Source organism: Vagococcus sp. CY53-2, assembly GCF_022604695.1.
In the GTDB taxonomy this organism is placed as follows: domain Bacteria; phylum Bacillota; class Bacilli; order Lactobacillales; family Vagococcaceae; genus Vagococcus.
Window position 1 is genome coordinate 36145 of the sequence record NZ_JALAHP010000005.1, and the last position, 24046, is coordinate 60190.

Here is a 24046-nt window from a genome sequence, read left to right on the forward strand (position 1 = left end):
CCCTCCTATTTTTCTTTTTCTACATCAATCAATACTTCTTCTAACCATTCATGTTGCTTTGTGGTTAGAGATTCATCGGTCACGTCTTCAAAGTAGTTTGCAATGACTTCTTTTGGGGAGACTTTTTTTATCTCGATATCGTCATAGCGCTCATCCGTGATATCTTTTTGTTCGCTGATACGTTCTAAACTAATCATTCGTGGATAAATTTGTCTAAGTTCTGATAAAGCATTTGGCACACTCGTTTTATCAGTTAACTCAACTGCAATATAATTTTCACGATTTACGTCTTGATAGAACTCATAATCTGTTAATTCTGAAAATTCGCCACGTAAAAGGGCCACATCTCGTAAAGGGGCTATTGGAATAAACTGACTGTCTACGCCGTCATCTTTTAGAGTCACTACACGGACACCTTTATCCTGATTTCTCTCAGATAATGAGTATTTCAGTAATGACCCACTGTATTTAATCAACGCTTGATTGCTTAATGCATTTTTATCATGCAAATGCCCTAATGCCACATAGTCAAACAGCTCAAACATATCAGCTGGTACACTAGAAAGCCCTCCAACTTCAAGCGGTGTCTCAGATTCACTTTTACACGCGCCAGTCACAAAAAAGTGGCTAACTAACACATGGTATTTATCTGGTAGAAATAATGATTTTGCTTCTGTCATAAGACGTTCCATAACAAGTGGAATAGTCACTAGTGTATCGTCATTAAAATACAATCTTGCATGAACCGGCTCAATGTAAGGCAGTAAAAAGAACTGTGTATCACCTACCACAACAGGAGAGAAAAATTGTTCCAACTGTGTGTATAAATAGAATTGCTCTTTTTCCAGCCAAGGAGATCCTGTTGATAATCTTGTCGCACTGTCATGATTGCCTGAAATGGCTAAGACAGGAAATTGATGCACCAGATTCATCTCAATCATCATCGTATTTAACAACTCAACTGCCTCAACAGACGGCATCGAGCGATCGTATAAATCTCCTGCGACAACAATTGCATCGACATCTTGTTCTGTCGCAACCTGTAGCATTTTATCAAATGCATCTCGTTGTTCTTCTAGTAGACTGAATCCATTTAATTTACGTCCTATATGCCAATCAGCTGTCTGTAAAAATTTCATCGTATTCCTCCAAAAAGGTCTTCTCTCCATTATAACAAACTTTAATCAGATTGTTTAATGGATTCCTTATCTTGACCTACTTACTTTTTTTACGAAAACTTTTTCTCACATTTCATAAATTCTATAGACTTTTTTAAGCTAAATTTAAGGGGTTCACGCTAAACTATGTTTATAGTTAATTGATACAACTTAATTATGTTGTGGGTGAACGAGGTGTTTTGACTCATTGAGATTTAACAGACAGTTCATTCTTTATCCTTTGAGGTGTAGGTTCGAATCCTACCATCCACGTTATTTCTTTTCCCCCAAAAAGAAATAAATAGCTAAATAAATTTTTTATTTTTTCCTTCCTTCTCTCATCATTTTATGGTGAGAGTTTTTTATTTTTTACGATCATATTAGTCTTATTTTAGTATTTCTGTTAACTTCTTTATATACAGATTTTTGAACAAAACTACTATGACCTTACAAATAATAACCTATTAGTTAAGAACACGACCTCTCATTTTTATTCATTTAAAATTTAAATATGCCCATCAAACGTGATGTTGTATTAACTACATGTCAACAATAAAAAATAAAAACCCTTAGAATAATTTCTAAGAGTCTATTTTTTCTTTTTTAACTGGTGGCACATAAACGAAATCTGGATTGACTTGATAATCTAATTGATTAAATGCTTCTTGCATACGTCTTTCCACTTCTGCAATGCCATCTTTGTCCATTTTTTTAATATCTGAGATATCAATTGGCGTTCCATACGCAACTGTCACACGACGTTTTGTAAACAATCCACCGAATGTCAATGGTCCTTGGTACACAGCTGGAATAATATCAACTTTCCCCATTTTTGCGATAAGTGCCGCACCACCTTTTAGTTCGTCAGAGTAACGACTGCCACTAGGAAAGACCATGACGCTTAAATCAGTGTTTTTCAATGTTTTAACTGGTGTTTTAATCACACTAGGGCCAGGATTATCACGGTCCACAGGAAAAGCATGACATTTTTTCAAGATATAAGATAAGATCGGATTTTTAAATAATTCTTTTTTTGCCATAAAAGCAAATTTTTTCGGCCAAGCTCCCATAGCAAAGTACAATGGTTCAAACCATGTTCTATGTGGGCTGACTAGGACATAATTTTTATCTTTTGGTAGATTGTCTTTACCAACAAATCTTGAGTTAGTATTAATAACAAACGTTAAAAATCGAACAACCGCTAAAAGTACTCGATACATTTTTTTCATCCTTTACATTAAATTCCCTATTAGTATGCCGAATTCTATCAAAACTTGCAAGTTTTTCTTATTCTATTTCGAGGTATCTTTGATATAATATACAAATGATATCAAAGGATGTGACTTTATTGACTACCAAACTTTTTCCAGGGGAACGCATCGATCAGCTGTTGTCCCAGAATATACAAATCATTCAAAGTTCAGAGGTGTTTTCATTTTCTTTAGATGCCGTTTTATTGGCCTATTTTGCCTCGATTCCTAAAAGAGGGACTATCGTCGACTTTTGCGCTGGAAATGGTGCTATCGGCCTATTTATGCGCCCTAGAACACACGCAACGATTACTGGCGTTGAACTACAAGAAAAGCTCTATGATATGGCGAAACGCAGTATCGAATTAAACCAGTTTAACGACTCTATGACCATGATTCATGCTGATATTAAAAACATCGCGCAATTTATCAAACCCGATTCAGTAGATTTTATCACGTGTAACCCACCTTACTTTAAAGAAGCACCCAATAGTAAAAAAAATCCTAATCCTTATTTAGCCATTGCGCGTCATGAAATTCATTTAGGAATTGATGATGTGTTTCAACAAGCCTCTAAGCTATTAAAAATGAATGGGAAAATTGCGATGGTACACAGACCGGATCGACTGATTGATATTTTACATAGTATGGAAAAAAATCGTATTGCCCCAAAACGAATCCAATTTGTCTACCCCAAAACGAATAAAGAAGCCAATACATTACTTATTGAAGGAATTAAAGATGGGAAAACAGATGGATTAAGAATTCTTCCCCCTCTTTATGTTTATGGTGAGGATAATGAGTATTTACCAGAGATTAAGGGGATGCTTCATGGCACAAGCTAAACATCACTATTTTTACGTATTATTATGTGCTGACAATACTTTTTATGCTGGTTATACCACAAACTTAGAAAGACGACTAGATGAGCATAACTCTGGTAAGGGGTCAAAATATACTAGACTAAAAAAAAGACGACCGGCAAAAATGATTCACCATGAAGTATTTGAAACAAAAAGTGAAGCCATGAAAAAAGAATATGCCTTTAAACAATTAACACGTCTTAAAAAAGAAGCGTATTTAGCCGATAATTAATCGAATTTTATTCAAATAATTGCACACATGTCTTCATATTTATTTCATAGCTAAGATTTATTATTCTTTATGTAGTAACAAACAACCCTACATTTTTTTACTTTATTTACTCCCCCAAAGTAAATAAAACAACTCCTTTTTTCTACCAGTCATATGACTGGTAGTTTTTTATTTTATGGCAATAAAAAAGAGTACCACTTTATGTGATACCCTACTTATTATTGGTTTGCAACGATATAATCAACTGCTGCGCCAACTGTTTCAATTTTTTCTGCATCTTCATCAGAAATTTCTGCATCAAAGACATCTTCTAATTCTAAAACAAATTCCATAATGCTAATTGAATCTGCATCTAAATCTTCTTTGATATTTGTTGTTTCAGTCACTTTATCTTCATCTACTTCAAAGTGCTCAACGATAATTGTTTGGATTTTACCAAATACGTCATCTCTAGACATGTAAGTTCCTCCTTTTATTAAGCCACTCACTCTACTTAGTATTTTACTTGTAAATGCTTTTTTTGTCTATGCTTGATGCTCATCAAAATAAGCAACTAAATTATTTACTACATCTTTTTCAAGCATCGTATGGATTTGTCTAATTGTGTGTCTCACCGCATCTGGTCCTGTTGAGCCATGTGTTTTAACAACAGGTGCTTTGACACCAAACAAGACAGCTCCGCCATGATTTGAGTAGTCCATTTTTTGTTTTAATTCTTTTAAGCTATCTTTTAATAGCAATGCGCCCATTTTGCCTTTTAATCCACTATCTAAAATTGATGATTTTAAATTACTCATAATAGCTTGAGCTGTTCCTTCAATGGATTTTAACACGGCATTTCCAGTAAACCCATCTGTCACAACCACATCTGCGACACCATTAAATAAATCTCTTGCTTCAACATTTCCGACAAAATTTAAACTTGGTTCTTCTTTTAATAATTCAAATGCTTTTTTCGTTAGCTCGCTTCCTTTAGTATCTTCCGTCCCATTGTTTAAAAGACCGACACGAGGATTTTTCACGGCACGAACTTGACTGGCATAATAAGACGCTAAAATACCATACGTTAACAAATGTTCTGGCTTATTATCAGCATTTGCTCCCATATCAATAAAATCAAATCCAGCCCCTTTTTCACCTGTAAAAACTGGCATCGTTGTCATCAAGCCTGGTCGCTCCACTTGTTTGATACGTCCCACAATAAATAGCCCAGCTGCTAAAAGAGCACCTGTATTACCTGCAGAAAACAACGCGTCTGCTTGTTTTTCTTTAACAGCTTGAGCTGCTAAAACCATTGATGCTTGTTTTTTTCGTCGAATCGCTCTAACTGGCTCATCATCACTTTCTATTTTTTCATCTGTGTGAATAATCGTAATATTTTTATCGTCTGTCACATATTCTTTAATGGCTGATTCTTTTCCAAATAATAAAAATTCAATATCTGGAAAATCTTTTTTGGCTAACATCACACCTTCAACAATTGCTTTTGGCGCGTTGTCTCCACCCATAGCATCTACCGCTATTTTCATGATTGATTTCCTCACTTTTTTACAATTTACATTCATTATATCATGTTAATCTAAATGATTTAATTGATATGTTGTGCTCTTGATACTCTTAGCTAATGGTACAAACGATTTATCCTGTACCCAATCAGGCGTTTTCCAAAGACTGATGGCTTCTTCTCTTGCTGTTTCTAACATAATAAAATCAGCTACCATATCCCCCACTTTAAATTCAGGCAAACCAGATTGTTTGGCGCCGAAAAAGTCTCCAGGACCTCGCATTTCCAAATCTTTTTGACTCAATACAAAACCATCTGTCGTTTCAGTCATGATTTTCATTCGCTCTTTACCTTGCTCACTCTTTGGATTAGCTATCAACACACAATAAGACGCTTTTTTCCCACGTCCAACACGTCCACGTAACTGATGAAGCTGGGCTAAACCAAAACGATCAGCATCAATAATAACCATCATCGTGGCATTTGGGACATTTACTCCAACCTCAATAACAGTTGTTGAAACCAATACTTGTGTGTCATTGTCTTTAAATTTTTGCATGATAGCGTCTTTTTCATCAGCCTTCATCTTTCCATGTAATAAATCAACATGATACGTCGGAGAGAAAGAGGCTGATAAGTGTTCGTAAATTTCCGTTGCATTTTTTACATCTAGCATCTCTGACTCTTCAATCAACGGACAAATCACATACGCTTGTTGTCCTTGTTTTAGTAACTCACGCATAGTTGCTAAAATACTATCCAATTGTTTTGGCAAGGCCCAACGTGTTTCGATGGGTTTTCGTCCGGCTGGTAACTCATCAATAATCGACACATCCATTTCGCCATAAGCTGTGATGGCCAACGTTCTAGGTATTGGTGTCGCTGTCATAAACAACACATCTGGATGATTGCCTTTTTCTCGTAATATTTTTCGCTGATTCACACCAAAACGATGTTGCTCATCTGTGATGACAAGACCTAAATTTTTGAATTGAACTTCTTCTTGGATTAAGGCATGTGTCCCAACTAAAATATCAATATCACCTTCTGCTAATTCGGTTAAAATTTGTCGACGTGCTTTGGTCTTTGTCGAACCTGTTAATAATGATACTCTAACTGGCGTATTTTCAAACAATTCACTTAGACTTTCCATATGTTGTTCTGCTAAAATTTCGGTTGGTACCATCAACGCTCCTTGATAGGATGCCGTGTGGGCTGCAAATAAAGCCAGCGCTGCCACCATCGTTTTCCCGCTACCAACATCTCCTTGCAGTAAGCGATGCATATGATAAGGACTTCTCATGTCAGCACAAATTTCGTTGACAACTCGTTTTTGAGCATTCGTTAATTCAAACGGTAATGTCTTAATAAACTGTTTCAACTCATCCACATCATATAAAATAGGATTGCCGTGTTCTTTGGCTGTTTCTTCCTCCTTTAATTGAATCATCTTTAATTGGAATAAGAAAAATTCTTCAAAAGCTAATCGCCTTTTGGCTAAACGATTTTCTTCAATTGATTCTGGAAAATGCATCGCTCTAACAGCTTGTTGTTTAGGCATCAGCTTATATTTGTCCAATAAATAATCTGGTAAGTTTTCTTCAACCAACTCACCGTACCCTTCAAACCCCTGTTTAATCAGTTGAACCAGTGTTTGTTGTTTGATATGTTTATTCACACTATAAATGGGAGTAAACTCTTCTTCTTGCTGCTGTGTCGCCATTATTTTTAGACCTGTTAACGACTTTCTCTTTGCATCCCATTTACCAAAAATGGCAATTTCTTCTGACGAACGAATTTTATTTTTTAAAAAGGGTTGATTGAAAAACGTCACAGTTATAACAGCTTGCTCCACCATCATTCGAAAAACTAAACGGCTTTTTTTATGCCCATAGTAATTGACTACCCCATCAGAAAGGGCAATACCTTTTAAGACTACTTTTTCTTGGTCACTAATTTCTTCTAACTTTTTTTCTTGGATATCGTCATAGCGAAACGGATAATGTGTCAGTAAATCATTAATCGTTTCTATGTGTAATGTTTTGAGCGTCTCCACACGCTTTGGACCAACACCATTAAGTGTCGCGATACTATCACTTAACTGTTTCACTTTGACTCCTCCTTTTTAACTGTTAAAAAAAGTCAAACCAATGTTTGACTTTTTTATCTTATTCAGCTGCAAATAGATATGGATAAACTGGTTGATCTCCTTGGTGAATCTCAACTTCTAAATCACTATCCATTTCAAGCAACGCTTCTTCTAATAATGATGCTTCTTCATTTGTTCCATCTTCTCCAATTAAGATTGTCACAATTTCAGTGTCATCATCAATCATTTGTTTTAATGTTTCTAAACATGCATCAAAACGACTTGGAGTTGATACCACAATTTTTCCTTCAACCATGCCCAAGTTATCGTCTGTTTTAATTTCAACGCCATCAATGCTTGTGTCACGAATAGCCGTAGTGACTTGACCGCTTGTTACACCATCAAGCATTTCTAACATGTTTTTTTGGTTTTCTTCAAGTGATACTTGATCATTAAATCCTAATAGTGCCGTCATTCCTTGAGAAATTGTTTTCGATGGAATCACGATTGTTGGCACATCACTGACTTCTGCTGCTTGATCAGCTGCCATGAAGATATTTTTATTATTAGGTAAGATAATCACGTTTTCAGCGTTCACTGATTGGATTGCTAACATAATATCTTCTGTACTTGGATTCATTGTTTGTCCACCACTAATCACATGATTAACACCCATGCTACTAAACAAGTCTTGAACTCCTTTACCAGCAGCAATTGAAATAATACCATAAGGTACTTTTTCTTTTGGTTCTTCTGCAACTGGTGCACTTGGAGTGTCAAGTAATGATTCGTGTTGCAAGCGCATGTTATCTACTTTAATTTTGATTAATGAACCAAATTTTTGACCATAATTCATGACTTTACCAGGTTGCTCTGTATGAACATGAACTTTGATGATTTCATCATCGGCTACAACTAATAATGAATCACCAATTTCATTTAAGTAATTTCTAAATGTGTCATAATCAAACGTACTATCAACTGTTGGTCCTTCACCAATTTTTACCATAATTTCTGTACAGTAGCCAAATTTAATGTCTTCAGTTGACATATGGCTTTGAACACTACGATGATGTTCAGCATTAACCATCTCTTCCATTTGAGCTGGTGATGGTTGATAAATTTCACTTTCAACTACTTTGCCAGATAAAGACTCAACGAAACCTTCATAGATAAAAACAAGTCCTTGTCCACCACTATCGACAACACCAACTTCTTTTAAGACAGGCAACATATCAGGTGTTTTAGCTAACGCTTTTTTAGCACCTTTTAGAGCAGCTTCCATGACTTCTAATGCATCATCACTCTCTTTTGCTTTTTTCTCAGCGGCAATCGCAGCACCTCTAGAGACAGTTAAAATTGTTCCTTCAACAGGTTTCATCACTGCTTTATACGCAACTTCTACACCATTTTTAAACGCATCTGCTAAGTCTTGTGCGTTTAATTCTTCTTTATCTTCAATTTTTTTTGAGAATCCTCTGAATAATTGTGACAAGATAACGCCAGAGTTACCACGTGCACCCATTAAAAGGCCTTTAGATAAGATTGCAGCTAATTCTCCAGCATGTTCCGTTGTTGCCTCTCTAACAGCTTTTGCTCCACTAGTCATCGATAAATCCATATTTGTTCCCGTGTCACCATCTGGTACCGGGAAAACATTTAAAGAATTGACAAATTCGGCGTTTTGGTTCAGTCTATTGGCTCCAACTTGTACCATTGCTTGAAATTGCCCTCCGTTGATTGCTTTTAGTTCCACTAAAATGTTCCTCCTCGTATGTTTAACACTTAATAGCACATGATTTTATTCAGGTTGCACACGCACGCCTTGTATAAAAACATTTACTGAGTTTGCAACAACGCCAAGCATTGTTTCAAGATTGTATTTGACTTTTTCTTGCACATTACGACTTACTTCAGAAATTTTTGTTCCGTAACTTACCATGATGTACACATCCACTGCTACACCGTTTTCTTCTTGGCGTACTACTACCCCACGAGAATAGTTTTCTTTACCTAAAATATCATTTAAATTGTCTTTAATTTGATTTTTGCTTGCCATACCAACAATCCCGTAAATATCTGTGGCAGCACCACCGACAACTGTTGCTATAACATCATTTGAAATTTCAATGGTTCCAGCTTGTGTTTTAATTTTTACAGCCATTTTACTACCTCCTCAAAGTCAGTATTACCCATTATCATTCTTTAGTTTATCATAAACACGATTTTTATTAAAGAATAATTATCTTTAAACGCTTATAACATCGCTTTTATTGTAACTTTATCATATTTTTTATTGCTTTTTGTTTCTTTTTATGATAAATTGTTTTAGTATGATTAATAGAATCGTAAAAATGCCAGCAAAGCAAAGGAGGGAATATCATGGCAAAACAATGTTATATAACTGGTCGTAAAGCAAGAACTGGTAACAACCGTTCTCACGCAATGAACGCATCTAAACGTACTTGGGGAGCTAATCTTCAAAAAGTTCGTATTTTAGTTGACGGTAAACCAAAAAAAGTTTGGGTTTCTGCTCGTGCTTTGAAATCTGGTAAAGTTGAACGCGTTTAATAAAATAGATATTAAAAAAGCAACCTAACTAGAGGCTGCTTTTTTTATTTGTCTTTAGATTGAATGACACACATCATGCCACTTGAAAATGAAAATCTTGTTGTTTTACCAATGAATTCATTACTTGCATAGGAAGTTGGTTGCATCACATCAACATCATCTAAACGATACTTCGCATCATATAACGATAAATGTGTCATAGGTGTTAAACAAACATATGCTAAATATTTTTTATCTGGCTCTTTTTCAATTGTATAATCTCCTGGCAGAAAATAAGAAATCGTATTTTGATTGTCTTTTATCACAAGCCTTGTAGCGACTGATTTAAAGCGATCTTGCAATGGCAACCATAGATTAGCTAGAAAATGATCTATTCGCCCGCCAGTACCACCTATTAGGATGATTTTAGCGTCTTCTGATAGTTCACTAGCGACAGAAATACCAATTTCAGTATCCGTTTCATCTTTTTCAGCTGGGTATTGTGTCACTTTTTCTACATGTTCTTTAACATAAGACAGTTCTTCAGAACTTAGTGAGTCAAAATCACCTACCGCCACATCAACAGATAACCCATGACGAACACCTTCGTAAGCTCCCCTATCAACCCCAATAATATGACTTGCTTCATCAAATCTATCCATGCTTGGCCATAATGATTTATCACTACCGGCCAACACAATAACCGACTTTTTCATTACTTACCTGCTTCTTTTAATTTTTTAATCGGCTCAGCGACATCATCATATTTATAAACATATGATCCGGCCACTAACACATCTGCTCCTGCTTCAACACATTCTTTTGCAGTCTTATCATCCACGCCACCGTCAACTTCAATTTCATAAGTGTATCCTTTAGCTTGTCGTAACTCTGCTAGTTCACTTACTTTATCTAAACATTCTGAGATGAATTTTTGACCACCAAATCCTGGGTTAACTGTCATTACTAAGACTAAATCAACCATTGATAAAACAGGCTTAATCATCTCAACTGGTGTTCCTGGGTTAATGACAACTCCTGCTTTTACACCACTTGCTTTAATTTGTTGAATGACACGGTGTAAATGTTTCGTACTTTCAGCATGTACGGTAATAATATCAGATCCTATCTTAGCAAACTCTTCAATAAAACGCTCTGGTTCAACCATCATCAAATGTACGTCAAACACTAAATCAGTGACTGGTCTAATAGATGAAATAAGTGCCGGACCAAATGTAATATTGGGAACAAACTGGCCATCCATGACATCAATGTGAATATAATCTGCTCCTGCTTTATCAACACGTTTAACATCTTCTCCCAATTTTGAAAAATCTGCACTTAATATTGATGGTGCTATCTTTACCATAGTTTTTTCCTCACTTTTATTTATTTTTTTTATATACTGGTTTTCGGTTATCAATCTCATCATAAAATTGTAAATAGTGATCATATCGACTAGATAATATTTCACCTATTTCAACTCTTCTTTTCACTTCACATTTTGGTTCATGACGATGTTTGCATTCTCTAAATTTACAGTAAACTGACGCTTCAACAAATTCTGGAAAACGTTTCGGCAATTCATCCAATGTCATTTCTAAGAAATCAATTGAACTAAAACCAGGAGTATCTGCTACTAATCCGCCAAATAAATCAATCAGTTCAACATGTCTCGTTGTATGGCGACCACGTCCCAAACTTTCGGAAATCTCTCCTACTTTTAATGATAAATCTGGTGATAATTGATTTAACAAAGTCGACTTACCTGCACCTGATTGTCCCATAAACACAGTTAGTTTGTCTTTAAAAAAACGCGTTAAATCCTCTAATGAGTTTTTTTCAGCTAATAAAACAGGATAGCCTATTTTTTCATATTCTGTTTGAATGACTGCTATATGATTACGTTCTTCTTCATTGGCTAAATCCATTTTAGTCACATAAATAATCGGGTCGATGTCTTTTTCAGATAGAGTAACTAAAAAGCGATCTAAAAGATTCGTTGAAAAATTAGGTTCAACACAGCTTGATACGACAACGCCCTGATCAATATTAGCGACTGGTGGTCTAACTAAATCATTTTTACGCTCATAAACATCTAAAATATAACCGTCTGTTTCATTTGTACTCTCAAATTCTACCCAATCTCCGACAAGTGGTGTAATATTTCGATTTCTAAAATTACCTCGTGCTCGTGTTTGATAACGTTTACCTTTATAATCAATGTAATAAAACCCGCTTAATGCTTTACATATCTGTCCTTTAGGCATTTATTTCCTCCTTTAGTAGTCATATCATTCTAGGGTTATTGTACCATATTTCACTTTTATTTAAGAAAAAATATAGCATAATAACACTTAATAGAAAACCCCACTGACATTACAGTAAATATAAAAGCCGTCACAACATCAAATTCGTCTTCAGAAAAGCCAAGAAATCCTAATAAAACTTTACTAAAAACGTCAGATAGCCATTCACAATCACTTATACTTTTAGGTGCTTCTACCATTATTACTAGTGTAGGTACTTTTATTCTCAGAAGAAAATTAGTTTAATCAATAAAAAATACCCAAGAGATAGGTTGTTACGACCTTTTACTCTTGGGTATTTTTCATTAATCTTTTTTATCTTTTGGCTCACTTTGACTAGGTTTGGTGTTACTACCTTTATTGTGATTATTATGATTTTCTTCGTTTTCAGGTTCTGAACTCTGAGTCGTTTCACTTGATTCAGTGGTTTCACTTGAAGACGTCGTTGAACTACTTGGTTGAGTTTTAACTGGTTCTGGACCCATTGAGTAAACAACTTGAATATAATCACCTTTTTTAACAGGTGTTCCACCAGCAGGAGATGTATAAATAACCTGACCTTGTGGAACAGTCGCACTGTATTCTTGCGATTCACCTTGAAGGATTAATCCTTCGCTATCAATATAACGAAGAACTTGATCCCTAGTATAACCCGCTAAATAAGCTAAAGAAAAGTTGTCTGGTCCTTTGCTAATTGTTAAGGTGATTGTCTCGTTCTCAGGAACAATATCTGTTCCTTGCTTAATACTTTGAGAAATAACAGTATCTTTTTCCACTTCATTCGATGACTCGTTTTTCTCAAGTATATTGTCTTCTTTAAAACCTAACTCTAATAAGGCTTTTTTTGCCTTATTAGAAGCTAATCCTTCCACTTCAATCATCGAAACAGTCTGCTTACCTTTACTTACATACAAAGTTACTTCAGATTTTTTTTTGACTCGGGTGCCAATTGGCGGTTGTGTCTTAACAACATTACCTTCTGCTATTTTATCATCTGACACTTTTTCTATTTTCGAATTAACTTTTATTTTTTTTGCATCTAATGCATTGATAGCTTCTGTCTGTGACATATTTTCGACATCAGGGATTTCTACCTCATCTTGTCGTGTCCCTAATGCAAATAATCCCACGCCAATCGCCACCAAGATAGCAAGGAGACTAAAAATAACCTTATTTCTTTTAGACGAAGACTTTTTCTTTGGTTTTTCTTCTTCAGATAAATCTAGTTCAGATTCTTTCAAAGGTATCTTTGAAACGATTGGATCGGGTTCTTTTACAGGTGTTAACATAATCGTTTCATCTGTCATAGAGCTTGGTGTATAGATTGGTTCATTTGCTCTTTCTGGACTTAAGGATGTACTTAAATCAGAATACATGTCATTTACTGTTTTATATCGATCTGAAATTTCTTTTGCTGTAGCATGGAGCACCACATTTTCCAATGCCTGTGGAATATTAGGGTTATATTGTCGAACAGATGGAACGTCTTTTTGAAAATGTTTCAAAGCTATTGAAACAGCCGATTCCCCCTCAAACGGTACAGTTCCTGTCAATAACTCATATAAAATAATCCCTAATGCATAAATGTCAGATTGTCTTGTTGACATACCACCTCTTGCTTGTTCTGGTGACAGGTAATGTACTGACCCGAGCAATGTATTAGTTTGAGTCAATGATGTTTCTGATAGAGCAATCGCAATCCCAAAATCTGTAATCTTTACATTTCCTTGTTCATCAACTAAAACATTTTGTGGTTTTAAGTCTCTATGAATAATACCATGTTCATGTGCCAAAGACACTGCTGATAAAATCTGTTCCATCATGTAAACGACTGTATCTAATGGGATAGGAGAATAATTGCGAATATAATGTTTTAAGTCAGTTCCTCGAACATATTCCATGACAATATATTGCATGCCATTTTCTTCTCCTACATCATACACACTAACAATATTAGGATGAACCATTTCTGTTGCGGCAAGAGCTTCACGTTGAAACCGTCGAATCGCATTTTGATCATCTTGAAAATCGAAACGTAATACTTTAATTGCCACTTCACGATTTAAAATCAAATCACGTGCCAAATAAACATTTGCCATTCCACCACTACCAATATTCCCTATTATTTCATAGCGTTCCCCTATTTTTGTCCCTATATTTATCATGGTGTATCCTCCTGTAACTCATCATCAAAGTCTATCAGTAGCACAGTAATATTATCTGTTCCGCCAGCTTCATTTGCTTGTTCGATTAACTCATTAACCCGACTATTCAGTGACTTGCCATTTGACATAATCATTTTAATATCTTCATTAGATAACATATTAGTTAACCCATCTGAACATAATAAAATTATATCTTTTTCCTGACAATTGATCAGTGATATATCAACTTCAACTTCACCTGGTACGCCAATTGATCTTACTAAAATATTTTTTTTCGGATGATTTTGAGCCATTTCAACAGATATTTCACCTGTTTTAATTAGTTCATTAACCAGCGAATGATCTTCAGTCAATTGTTTAATTTCCTGATTCCTCACAATATAAGCTCGGCTATCACCTACATGTGCTAAAATTAATTCTTTTTCTAAAATAACAGTTGATACAATAGTCGTACCCATCCCAAACATCTCTGGATTGGTACTGCCTTTATCAAAAATTCGTGTATTTTCTTCTTGAATGTGAGAAACTAACCACTCACATACCTCGTCTTTTTGAGTTAACATGGTTTCTTCCCAAACTTCGCCTAATCCAGTAACGGCAAGATAACTTGCTGTATCTCCAGCTTGGTGTCCTCCCATTCCATCTGCGACAATCGCTAATGTAATGTCTTTTTTATTTTGATAAACACCAACTGTATCTTGATTATTTTTTCTTTTACGTCCTACACTCGTTTGGAATTCAATTTGCATGCTTACACTCCCTTAATCTATGCTTTTCGTCTAAAACAACTGATAAAAAATCCATCTGTGTGATAATGATGTGGGTACAACTGCAACTGTTTATCATGATAGCTCTTAGATAAATGCGCTGCTTCTAAAACATCTATTAGCTCAAATTCAGGATGTTTGTTTAAAAATATCGCTACCACATCTTTATTTTCTTCATGAGTCAATGTACATGTGCTATATGTAATTATACCCCATTGTGCTACTTTTGGCACAATACTTTCTAAAATTTCCAATTGAATCCGTTGTAAATTCATAAAATCTTCGGGAGTTTTATGGTATTTAATGTCTGGTTTTCGACGTAATAATCCTAATCCAGAACACGGTGCGTCAATTAAGACACGGTCAAAATAATCATCTGGAAAATTATTTTTCACTTCTCTTGCATCTAGTAATATCGCCTCAACAACATCTTCAACATGTAATCTTTCCGCATTTGACTTGATCAATTTTATTTTGTGTTGATGAATGTCTAATGAAATGACTTTTCCGCCTTTATCCGCTTCTAAAAAAGTCGCGATATGTGTCGTCTTCCCACCAGGTGCTGCACAGGCATCTAACACAGTATCATTTGCATTGATTTGCATACTTGGTGCAACTAACATAGAACTTTCATCTTGAATGGTCATTTTTCCTTCTTTAAACAATGAGCTACTTGCTAAAAATCCTTTTTTAGCAACGACTCCATAAGGTGAGACCTGACTTTCTTCTACGTCTAATCCTTCTTCACACAACACATTTATGGCTTCATCTCTTGCAATGACTCGTGTATCTATTCGTGCACTCACATGACTTGGTGTCAAAAGTGATTCTCCTAGTTGTTTTGTCTCTTCAAATCCAATATCATCTATCAAACGTTTAGTTAACCATAAAGGCATACTAATTTCAATGGATAAACGTTCTACTTCATCTTTAATCTTATCTAAAGAAGGCACTCCGTGACGTTGAATGTTACGCAATACACCATTAACAAATTTTCCAATGCCTGGATTTCCTTTTGCTTTAGCAATGGTCACAGCGTCATTAAAAATGCTATATTCTGGTACTTTATCTAAATAAATCATTTGATATATAGATAGACACAATAATTCTTTCACCCATGTATCGACCTTTTTTGCTTTTTTGATAAAAGGAGCAAGGTAATACTCTAATGTTAGTTTGCGACTAATTGTGCCATAAACAATCTCTGTCATTAAACGAGCATCTTTATCAGAGAGTTGATGACGTTTAATGGATTCATTGATTAAAACGTTTGAATAGGCTTGATTGTTCGCAATTTTTGTTAAAAGTTCTAGCGCCGTATAACGAGCTGTATGTTTAATGTGCTTCGGTACTTGTTTTTGTTTACTCAAGAATGTCTCCTACTTCCACTGTTTTTCCGACACCATTTAGAAAATCTGTCACATTTAATCGACCCTTTCCTGCTGGTTGGATAGTATTTAATTGTAAAACACTCGACTTACCACATGCTACTTGCAAACAATGCTTATCTTTTAAAATAATTGTCCCTGGCGATTTATCTGTTGTTTTTTCTGGCAATGGGGTTACATCCCACATTTTCCATCTCTTATCTTGATACATTGCGTAAGCTACTGGCCATGGGCGCATGCCTCTAACTTGGCAGTCGATTTCTTGAGCTGTTTTATTCCAATCAATTCTTTCTTCTTCACGTGAAATATTTGGAGAAAAACTGACCAGTGATTCATCTTGTGGCGTTGGTGTCATCTTGTTAGCTAATAAATCTGGCAATGTTTTTAATAACAATTCCTTGCCTAAAAGACTTAATTTATCAAACATACTTCCAACATCATCTGTTCCTAAAATCGGGATCGCTTCTTGTGCTAAAATATCTCCTGCATCCATTTTTTTAATCATTTCCATAATCGTGACACCAGTTTCTTTGTCACCATTGATGATTGAATAGTGAACAGGTGCTCCTCCACGATACTTTGGTAACAATGATGCATGGACATTAATCGCACCAAATTTAGGAGTCCTTAACAAGCGTTCAGGTAAAAATTGACCAAATGCTGCCGTGACGATTAAATCTGGATTAAGCGCGATAATCTCTTCTAATTCAGCTGATTGACTGATTTTTTCTGGTTGATATACTGGTAATTTTAAATCAAGAGCTGCTTGCTTTACTGGAGGCGGAGTTAACACACGTTTTCTTCCAACTGGTCTATCTGGTTGAGTTACAACGCCAACCACATCATACCCTTCACTCACTAATCCTTCTAAAATTGGCACTGAAAACGCCGGTGTTCCCATAAATACTATTTTAGTCATAACCATGTTCCTCCATGTAATCAATTAATTCATCTGGTGATAGCCTTTTTATTATTTTATCAATAAATAGCCCACCATCCAAATGTTCTATCTCATGCTGCATCACACGCGATAAATAATCTGAGGCCTCAACCTCAACTTCATATCCTTCTCTGTCAACAAATCTCACTGTAATATCATCAAATCTCTCCACTGTTCCATAAACTTCCGGAAAGCTTAAACACCCTTCGACATCGATGGTTTTTCCTGATTTTTTTATAATTTCTGGATTAATCATCTCAAAGATACCTGATTCGTCATCTATATGGACAATAGCCACTCGAGATGACACGCCAACTTGGTTAGCTGCAAGTCCTATTCCATCCTTTTCAAGCATAATGGCATGCATTTCATCTAATAAATCTATCAACTCATCATCAATTTCTGTCACTTTTTTTGTCGGGGTAGTTAATACAGTGTTAGGATATTTTATTATGTCTCTCATGTCAAACTCCTTTATTTTAAGCACTAAATAAAATGCTGTGGTTCCATATCGATACTAACGCGCAAGCCGCTTCTAATATCTTTTTGACTCTCTTGTAATATTTCTTCTAGTACTCGCCCTAAATTTTCTTCAAATCGATATTTTATCACCGTTTGATAAAAGTAACGACGATTCATCCTTGCCATTGGTTTTGGTGTTGGACCTAAAATGACGGCTTGTGGGGTTAAGGCTTGTTTGATTTTATTTGCTATCTCGTGCATTTTTTTTGCTGCTTGAAGCTCTTCTTCATGGCTCACCACAAGTTGTACGGTGTAATAGTAAGGTGGGTATTTCCCTTGTCTTCGCAAATTCATCTCATGCTGATAAAATGCTTCGTAATGCTGATTTTTTGCTAAAGTAATCGCGTAATGTTCTGGGTTAAAGGTTTGAATAATCACTTGACCTAGTTTTTCTCCACGTCCGGCACGACCACTTACTTGTGTTAATAACTGAAACGTCCGCTCACTTGAACGAAAATCAGGTAGATTTAATGCTGTATCTGCGTTTAACACACCAACTAACGTCACATTTGGAAAATCGAGCCCTTTTGCTATCATTTGTGTGCCAAGTAAAATATCTGCTTCTTTGGCTTCGAATTTTTGTAATAATCGTTCGTGACTTCCCTTTTTACGTGTTGTATCAACATCCATGCGCAAAATTCTAGCATCTGGTAATAATTGTTGCAATTCTTCTTCGACTTTTTGTGTCCCTGTTCCATAATAACGAATTTTTTTACTATCACAAATTGGGCAACATTGTGGAATACCTTCTTCATGGCCGCAATAATGACACTTCATTGATTTTGTATCCATGTGAAGCGTTAATGAGATATCACAGTTTGGACAAGGCAACACGTAACCACAATCTCGACACATCATAAAGGAAGAATACCCACGACGATTTAACATCAAGACCGACTGCTCTTTTTTCTCTAGACGCTCAGTCAATTCATTTAATAAAGATGTTGAAAAACTACCTGTGACACCTTGTTTCAACTCACGTCGCATGTCTACCACTGATACAGTTGGTAAAATAGCATTATCCGAAGCTCGTTTGGTTAACTGCAACAAGTGATACACATTTTTTTGTGCCCTTGCTCGTGATTCTAAAGATGGCGTCGCACTTCCAAGTAACACTGGACAGCGATGATACTCTCCTCGCCAAATTGCTAAGTTTCTAGCATGATACCTCGGTGATTCATCTTGTTTATAACTTGTTTCATGTTCCTCATCAATAATAATTAACCCGATATTTTCTAGTGGAGCAAAAACAGCTGACCTAGCCCCAACGACGACTTGTGCTTCTTTACGCTCAATTTTTCGCCACTCATCGTATTTTTCACCTTGAGACAAGCCGCTATGTAACACTGCGACTTTATCTCCAAAGCGTCGTTTAAATCGTGTTACGGTTTGAGGAGTTAGGGAGATTTCTGGAACAAGCATAATAGCTGTTTTTCCTTCTTCCAATACATGGGAAATAGCCTGTAAATAAACTTCAGTTTTTCCACTACCTGTAATGCCTTCTAATAAGAACACATCATTTTGATGATCTGAAACAGATTGGCTGACAGCATCTAAAGCAACTTGTTGCTCTTTATTTAATACCAATGCGTCATCTTGTTGAAACAACCGATTTTTATATGGATCTCGGTAAACTTCTCGTTCATCTTGTACTAACCAACCTAATTCCACTGCTTCTTTAATCACTTGTCTGGATAAGTCATAATGCTCAACTAATTCTTTTACTGAGAATTCACCGGTTTGTTCAGAAATAAACAAATCTAATAATTTGTGTTTTTGATGAGCATTTTTCCTAATGTGCGTTTGAATGTCTTGCAGTGTTTCTTTGGGTAAGTTTGCTTGCACAACTTTCATCGTTTTAACTTTATTTTTGGTTGTCACTTCATAACGAATATCAACTGCTCCCTCTTGCCTCAAACGATGTAGCTCGGACAAATAAGGGGTATCCTTTATTTCTTCCCAATCACGCTCTGCTAATCCTAAAAACACCTCTTCTTCAATATGAGTCGGGATATCTCCCACTGATACTAACCATTTTTTGTAAGTTGAACGCATCACACTGGGTAACATCGTTTGAAGACACGTAATTTTAAATGAAAAAGTCGTCTTTGCCATTTCTTCAGCCAAGAGCAACAACTCATCATTCACTACAGGGTGTAAATCTAAAACAGCTTTTATTGGTTTTAAGTTATCTACCTCTTTTTCACTTTCTATATCAACAACAAAACCTTGTATTCGACGATTTCCATTACCAAATGGCACATCGACTCTCACACCTACTTCAATGGCTTCTTCCATATCATTTGGAATTAAATAAGTAAAAGGTTGATCTGTTTGCATCGTTGGAACATCAACTATCACATGTGCTATTTTGGGCATTTCTTCACCTTCTTTTTTTGCATTCTACTCGAATAAAAAAACCCAAGAGGTCTATCTCTTAGGTTTTATATGTTACATTTTTTTCTCAAATTGGATACGTGCTTCAAGTTCTTGATGTTCACGGCGTTTTAATGCTTTTTTCTCTTCTTCTTGTCTTCTAAGTAATTCTCTTTTTAGCTCTGGATTTGGGTCAATAACCACATCTCCTACAGCGATTTCTTCAAGAGCACGACCGACATTTTTGACAGAGACAAATTTATCTGGTTCAATCATTGGTTGCGCACCTTCGTCTAATTCATGAGCTCTCTTACTTGCTAAAATAACCAATGAATATTTTGAATCGACTTGCTCTAATAATGAATCTATTGATGGATATAACATAGTTTATAACTCCTTTAACATATTTTCATAGCGATCAATCACGTGATCTACACGGTAATGTTCGCTTTCGATAATTTTTTTAATCCGTTGTACTGCTAATTCAACCTCATCGTTGACTACAGCATAGTCATAATGACGCATCATTTCAATTTCTTCTTTTGCTTTCGACATACGCTTTTCTATCACTGATAACGCATCTGTTCCACGATTAACGATTCGTGCTTTTAATTCACTAAAATCTGGAGGGGTTAAAAAAATAAAGACACCATCTGGCATTTTTTCTTTGACTTTCATGGCTCCTTGCACTTCAATTTCTAAAAAGACATCTTTGCCTTCATCTAATGTCTGATTAACATAATCTAATGGCGTACCATAATAATTACCAACATACTCGGCATATTCTAACATTTTTCCTTCAGATATTAATTGCTCAAATTCTTCTTTTGATCGAAAGAAATAATCTACACCTTCCACTTCACCTTGACGCATTTGGCGTGTTGTCATTGAAATAGAATACTCAAATTGATTGTCATCTTTTTCAAATAACGCCTTTCTAACTGTCCCTTTTCCAACACCGGATGGACCTGATAATACAATTAGTAACCCTCGTTCTGACATCGTGTCGTCCTCTCACTTACAATTTTCTTAGTTTACCTTCTATAATGCACCCTAGAGAATATTTTTGCAAGTGTCTATGATAATTTTTATCAATTATTCAATATTTTGAACTTGTTCTCTAATTTGTTCAATCAACGTTTTCAATTGAATCACACTAGATTTAACATCTAAATTAGTTGACTTTGATCCAATTGTATTGACTTCTCGATTCATCTCTTGAATTAAAAAATCTAGTTCTTTCCCAACGGGACCATTCTTTTTAAGTAATTGCATCATGGCATTCACATGTACACTTAATCTATCCAACTCTTCAGATATATCTCCCTTATCAATTAAAATAGCCACTTCACTTAATAACCTAGACTCATCAATAGGAATATCTTCCATCAAACTAGTCATTTTTTGTTTCAGTTTATCGTAATGTTCTTGTTTTATGGTCTCTGTTTTTTTTGATATCATTGATATCTCTTGGTTAATTAAGTTGACATATTCATAAAAAAAGGATTGAATTCCCTCTCCTTCAGTTTGTCTACTTCCATTTAGTGCTTCTAACGCTTGCTTAAATACTGCCAATAAATCTACTTCAATATCACTTGTCGCATCATTTTTTTCTACTACTTCAATTAATGCAGGATGTAATATTCCTCCTTCTAAAAATCGCTCAGCAGAAAATGGTTGCTTTTTATAACGATGAAATTCAGCATCACCTAAATCCTGAACTAATCTATCTAATACAGGCCAATTAATCATTAACTCCTTAGAAGATGAGCTTTCTTTTGTTAAAGTGATGAAGCATTCTACTCTTCCTCTAGATAATTTATTTTTTAGTACTTTTTTCATCTCCATTTCAAGATGATTGTACTCTCTTGGTAAACGAACTTGTATATCTAAAAAACGGTGGTTGACTGATTTTATCTCAACCACTATCTGATAATCTTCTCTTTGACATTCTCCATGCCCATAGCCTGTCATACTCTTCATATTTTACCCCTACATGTTAGTCAGAGTTTCTTTTAATACAGCAAACTCTTCGTTAGTTAACGTTATGCCTTTTCCCATTTTTTCATGATTGGGCGCCCAATCACGTAAATCAAATTTTGCTGGTCGATTATTCCAGCTAATAAGATTTAATTCTTTTGTCCATCCTTTATTATTTTCAGATAATACGGCAATTTCTTCCAAAATTTCATAAGAAAATTCTTGACTCATATTTTTCTCTCCTTTAAAAAATGAATAAATAACGCTTGTAAGACTGGTTTCCAACTAATATCAAATAGCCTACCAATTATTTCTACTTTTGTTTCAATCAAATGATAATTATATGTCAAAACAGTTTTTTCAGACAGTGGGACAGTTTGTTTCACATAATCTGCTAACCATTCACTAAGTGATAAAAGCATTTGATCGTTGACGTCATCATTTTTCTCATTAAATACTGTGACAATTTCATCTGATAATTCATCTATAGTATATACTCTTGAAGGATCTACCGATAATATACGGGCAGTCTCTTCTAACAAATAAATGCCAAATAATTCTGGTTGAACATGATGTTGAACCATCCATCGAGGAGTTACTTTCTTACCTAACTGTTTAATGGCTTCTTGTGATTTAAGGTACATTAAAAAATGTTTAGTTAATTTCACCGCTTCTTTTTTATAATTATTTGGTTCTAGAGCATACCAATTTCCCTCATATCGGTGGAAAGTTCTCATTGTATCCAAATAGCCTAGTTGCATATTCCAAATAGCTCGTTCTTTATCAAATAATAATACCGTGCCTAATCCCCATTTACTACTAATCGTAATCTCGCAAATATCACGAGGGATTTTTACAGGTTTGATAACACCCGGTCCTTTCACATCGATTACAATTAATTCTTTTGCTCCATGATTAAGCAAGATATCTTTAGGTATATTATTACGATAACCACCATCTACATAATACTGTCCATTGATTTCACATGCCCTCATCGCAGGGTAAAATGACGATGTAGCTAATAGCCATTTACTTAATTCATCCTTTGGTACATCTTTTAATGACTTCACTATCTCTTCCATTTTTGGTGCAAGAGTTGTCACAAAATAAAAATCAATTGGTTTTTTATCTGGATCAAACATTTGGTCTTCATCAATCATCGTTTCAATCATATGGTACAAAGGTGTGCTATCAGCGCCGTTTTCTTTTAGTGCGGATAAAGTAAGGTTTTTGACACCTTGAATCAAGTTTTCTCTTGTTTTATTTTCTTTATCATTAAGCGATAAGTTTAATATTTTATTCGTCGCAATATCACGCCACATATCTTCAGCGTCATTTAAATTACCTTGTACCATAAACGCTCCATTTAATGCACCTACTGATGTTCCACTTATCATACTATAGGTAACACCTAACTCTTTTAACGCGCGCCATGCACCTATTTGATAAGATCCTCTAGCACCACCACCACCTAAAACAATTCCAGTATGATAGTTTACGTGATAATAATACCCTGGTTTGGGATGATTTTTTCTAACAAAACCTAAATCTAACAATTTATTTTTGACCAATGAAACATCCGAAAAATCAGGTAAATACACTTCTGATAAAAGACGACTCTTGGCAATCTCATCAAGCAACATCATACATTCACTAAATCCAAATAAATAGGACGTACTTACAATATTTGTTACACAAAAAACATTATCCTTAATTTCACCATCACATACAGCCAATAATTGATTTCCTTTATACCATCCAACTACTAGATAATCATCTCGCAATGAAAGACTATTTTTATAAAGTGCTTTTAATGCTTTTTTATGACTATTTTGAAATGGTAACCACTCTTTAGTTTGATAACGACTTAATTTATATAAATCTGATGGAAGCCACTCTTTTAACATTATATCACCACCTTTTCACTTTTTTTCACAAATATCCCACTGTTTTC

At 35.2% G+C, this 24046-nt stretch carries 24 protein-coding genes; 3 read left to right on the top strand and 21 right to left on the bottom strand.

From position 1 onward, the window contains the following. Positions 1 to 5 precede the first annotated feature (5 nt). Entirely contained in the window at positions 6 to 1139 is a 1134-nt protein-coding gene (locus tag MN581_RS07920) for an exonuclease SbcCD subunit D (RefSeq protein ID WP_117973482.1), read from the bottom strand. 599 nt (positions 1140 to 1738) lie between these two features. Continuing rightward, positions 1739 to 2377 carry a 1-acyl-sn-glycerol-3-phosphate acyltransferase gene (locus MN581_RS07925; RefSeq protein WP_117973483.1) on the bottom strand — a complete coding sequence of 213 codons (639 nt, stop codon included), beginning with the start codon at positions 2375 to 2377 and terminating at the stop codon, positions 1739 to 1741. 128 nt (positions 2378 to 2505) lie between these two features. Here MN581_RS07925 and MN581_RS07930 point away from each other — a divergent pair, with 128 nt between their 5' ends. After that, the gene (locus MN581_RS07930) at positions 2506 to 3252 is read left to right on the top strand and encodes a tRNA1(Val) (adenine(37)-N6)-methyltransferase (RefSeq protein ID WP_233519197.1); all 747 of its coding nucleotides are present in this window, start codon (positions 2506 to 2508) and stop codon (positions 3250 to 3252) included. Beyond that, positions 3239 to 3502, top strand: coding sequence for a GIY-YIG nuclease family protein (locus MN581_RS07935; protein WP_117973485.1), 264 nt, complete (start codon positions 3239 to 3241; stop codon positions 3500 to 3502). Before MN581_RS07930 ends, MN581_RS07935 begins: the two co-directional genes overlap by 14 nt. 218 nt (positions 3503 to 3720) lie before the next feature. Here the strand turns inward: MN581_RS07935 and acpP are convergent, their stop codons facing one another. The 5 genes from acpP to MN581_RS07960 all read right to left on the bottom strand — a co-directional run bounded on the left by acpP (position 3721) and on the right by MN581_RS07960 (position 9259). Then, complete coding sequence (acpP, locus tag MN581_RS07940) at positions 3721 to 3960, bottom strand: acyl carrier protein (protein ID WP_117973486.1); 240 nt, start codon at positions 3958 to 3960, stop codon at positions 3721 to 3723. Between the two features lie 66 nt (positions 3961 to 4026). Beyond that, positions 4027 to 5031: a phosphate acyltransferase PlsX gene (plsX, locus tag MN581_RS07945; RefSeq protein ID WP_117973487.1), complete on the bottom strand. Its 1005-nt coding sequence runs from the start codon at positions 5029 to 5031 to the stop codon at positions 4027 to 4029. 45 nt (positions 5032 to 5076) lie between these two features. Then, a complete protein-coding gene (gene recG / locus MN581_RS07950) occupies positions 5077 to 7116 on the bottom strand; it encodes an ATP-dependent DNA helicase RecG (protein ID WP_241699570.1) in 2040 nt (679 codons plus the stop codon). Between the two features lie 58 nt (positions 7117 to 7174). Continuing rightward, the gene (locus tag MN581_RS07955; RefSeq protein ID WP_241699590.1) at positions 7175 to 8812 is read right to left on the bottom strand and encodes a DAK2 domain-containing protein; all 1638 of its coding nucleotides are present in this window, start codon (positions 8810 to 8812) and stop codon (positions 7175 to 7177) included. Positions 8813 to 8896: 84 nt separating this feature from the next. Then, complete coding sequence (locus tag MN581_RS07960; RefSeq protein ID WP_071456054.1) at positions 8897 to 9259, bottom strand: Asp23/Gls24 family envelope stress response protein; 363 nt, start codon at positions 9257 to 9259, stop codon at positions 8897 to 8899. Between the two features lie 218 nt (positions 9260 to 9477). Here MN581_RS07960 and rpmB point away from each other — a divergent pair, with 218 nt between their 5' ends. Then, positions 9478 to 9666, top strand: a complete 189-nt coding sequence (gene rpmB, locus MN581_RS07965; RefSeq protein WP_071456053.1) for a 50S ribosomal protein L28 — start codon at positions 9478 to 9480, stop codon at positions 9664 to 9666. 44 nt (positions 9667 to 9710) lie between these two features. On the opposite strand, the gene MN581_RS07970 is transcribed toward rpmB, so the two are convergent. The 14 genes from MN581_RS07970 to MN581_RS08035 form a co-directional block, all read right to left on the bottom strand. Continuing rightward, the gene (locus MN581_RS07970) at positions 9711 to 10361 is read right to left on the bottom strand and encodes a thiamine diphosphokinase (protein WP_117973489.1); all 651 of its coding nucleotides are present in this window, start codon (positions 10359 to 10361) and stop codon (positions 9711 to 9713) included. After that, positions 10361 to 11014, bottom strand: a complete 654-nt coding sequence (gene rpe, locus MN581_RS07975; protein ID WP_233519198.1) for a ribulose-phosphate 3-epimerase — start codon at positions 11012 to 11014, stop codon at positions 10361 to 10363. Before rpe ends, MN581_RS07970 begins: the two co-directional genes overlap by 1 nt. Positions 11015 to 11030: 16 nt before the next feature. Next, the gene (rsgA, locus tag MN581_RS07980) at positions 11031 to 11915 is read right to left on the bottom strand and encodes a ribosome small subunit-dependent GTPase A (protein ID WP_117973490.1); all 885 of its coding nucleotides are present in this window, start codon (positions 11913 to 11915) and stop codon (positions 11031 to 11033) included. A gap of 344 nt (positions 11916 to 12259) precedes the next feature. After that, a complete protein-coding gene (gene pknB / locus MN581_RS07985; protein ID WP_117973491.1) occupies positions 12260 to 14119 on the bottom strand; it encodes a Stk1 family PASTA domain-containing Ser/Thr kinase in 1860 nt (619 codons plus the stop codon). After that, positions 14116 to 14868, bottom strand: coding sequence for a Stp1/IreP family PP2C-type Ser/Thr phosphatase (locus MN581_RS07990; protein WP_117973492.1), 753 nt, complete (start codon positions 14866 to 14868; stop codon positions 14116 to 14118). Before MN581_RS07990 ends, pknB begins: the two co-directional genes overlap by 4 nt. Positions 14869 to 14885: 17 nt before the next feature. Further along, positions 14886 to 16256, bottom strand: a complete 1371-nt coding sequence (gene rsmB, locus MN581_RS07995; protein WP_241699571.1) for a 16S rRNA (cytosine(967)-C(5))-methyltransferase RsmB — start codon at positions 16254 to 16256, stop codon at positions 14886 to 14888. Beyond that, positions 16249 to 17193: a methionyl-tRNA formyltransferase gene (gene fmt, locus MN581_RS08000; RefSeq protein WP_241699572.1), complete on the bottom strand. Its 945-nt coding sequence runs from the start codon at positions 17191 to 17193 to the stop codon at positions 16249 to 16251. Before fmt ends, rsmB begins: the two co-directional genes overlap by 8 nt. Next, positions 17186 to 17677 carry a peptide deformylase gene (def, locus tag MN581_RS08005; protein ID WP_117973494.1) on the bottom strand — a complete coding sequence of 164 codons (492 nt, stop codon included), beginning with the start codon at positions 17675 to 17677 and terminating at the stop codon, positions 17186 to 17188. Before def ends, fmt begins: the two co-directional genes overlap by 8 nt. A gap of 23 nt (positions 17678 to 17700) precedes the next feature. Next, entirely contained in the window at positions 17701 to 20115 is a 2415-nt protein-coding gene (priA, locus tag MN581_RS08010) for a primosomal protein N' (RefSeq protein WP_241699573.1), read from the bottom strand. Between the two features lie 72 nt (positions 20116 to 20187). After that, positions 20188 to 20496 carry a DNA-directed RNA polymerase subunit omega gene (rpoZ, locus tag MN581_RS08015; RefSeq protein ID WP_071456043.1) on the bottom strand — a complete coding sequence of 103 codons (309 nt, stop codon included), beginning with the start codon at positions 20494 to 20496 and terminating at the stop codon, positions 20188 to 20190. Between the two features lie 3 nt (positions 20497 to 20499). Then, positions 20500 to 21114, bottom strand: coding sequence for a guanylate kinase (gmk, locus tag MN581_RS08020; RefSeq protein ID WP_117973496.1), 615 nt, complete (start codon positions 21112 to 21114; stop codon positions 20500 to 20502). A 93-nt stretch (positions 21115 to 21207) separates the two neighbouring features. Beyond that, the gene (locus MN581_RS08025) at positions 21208 to 22095 is read right to left on the bottom strand and encodes a YicC/YloC family endoribonuclease (protein WP_241699574.1); all 888 of its coding nucleotides are present in this window, start codon (positions 22093 to 22095) and stop codon (positions 21208 to 21210) included. 9 nt (positions 22096 to 22104) lie between these two features. Beyond that, positions 22105 to 22323 carry a YdbC family protein gene (locus MN581_RS08030; protein ID WP_071456040.1) on the bottom strand — a complete coding sequence of 73 codons (219 nt, stop codon included), beginning with the start codon at positions 22321 to 22323 and terminating at the stop codon, positions 22105 to 22107. Continuing rightward, positions 22320 to 23999: a patatin-like phospholipase family protein gene (locus MN581_RS08035; RefSeq protein WP_241699575.1), complete on the bottom strand. Its 1680-nt coding sequence runs from the start codon at positions 23997 to 23999 to the stop codon at positions 22320 to 22322. The genes MN581_RS08030 and MN581_RS08035 overlap by 4 nt, the downstream gene beginning before the upstream one ends. Between the last annotated feature and the right edge of the window lie 47 nt (positions 24000 to 24046).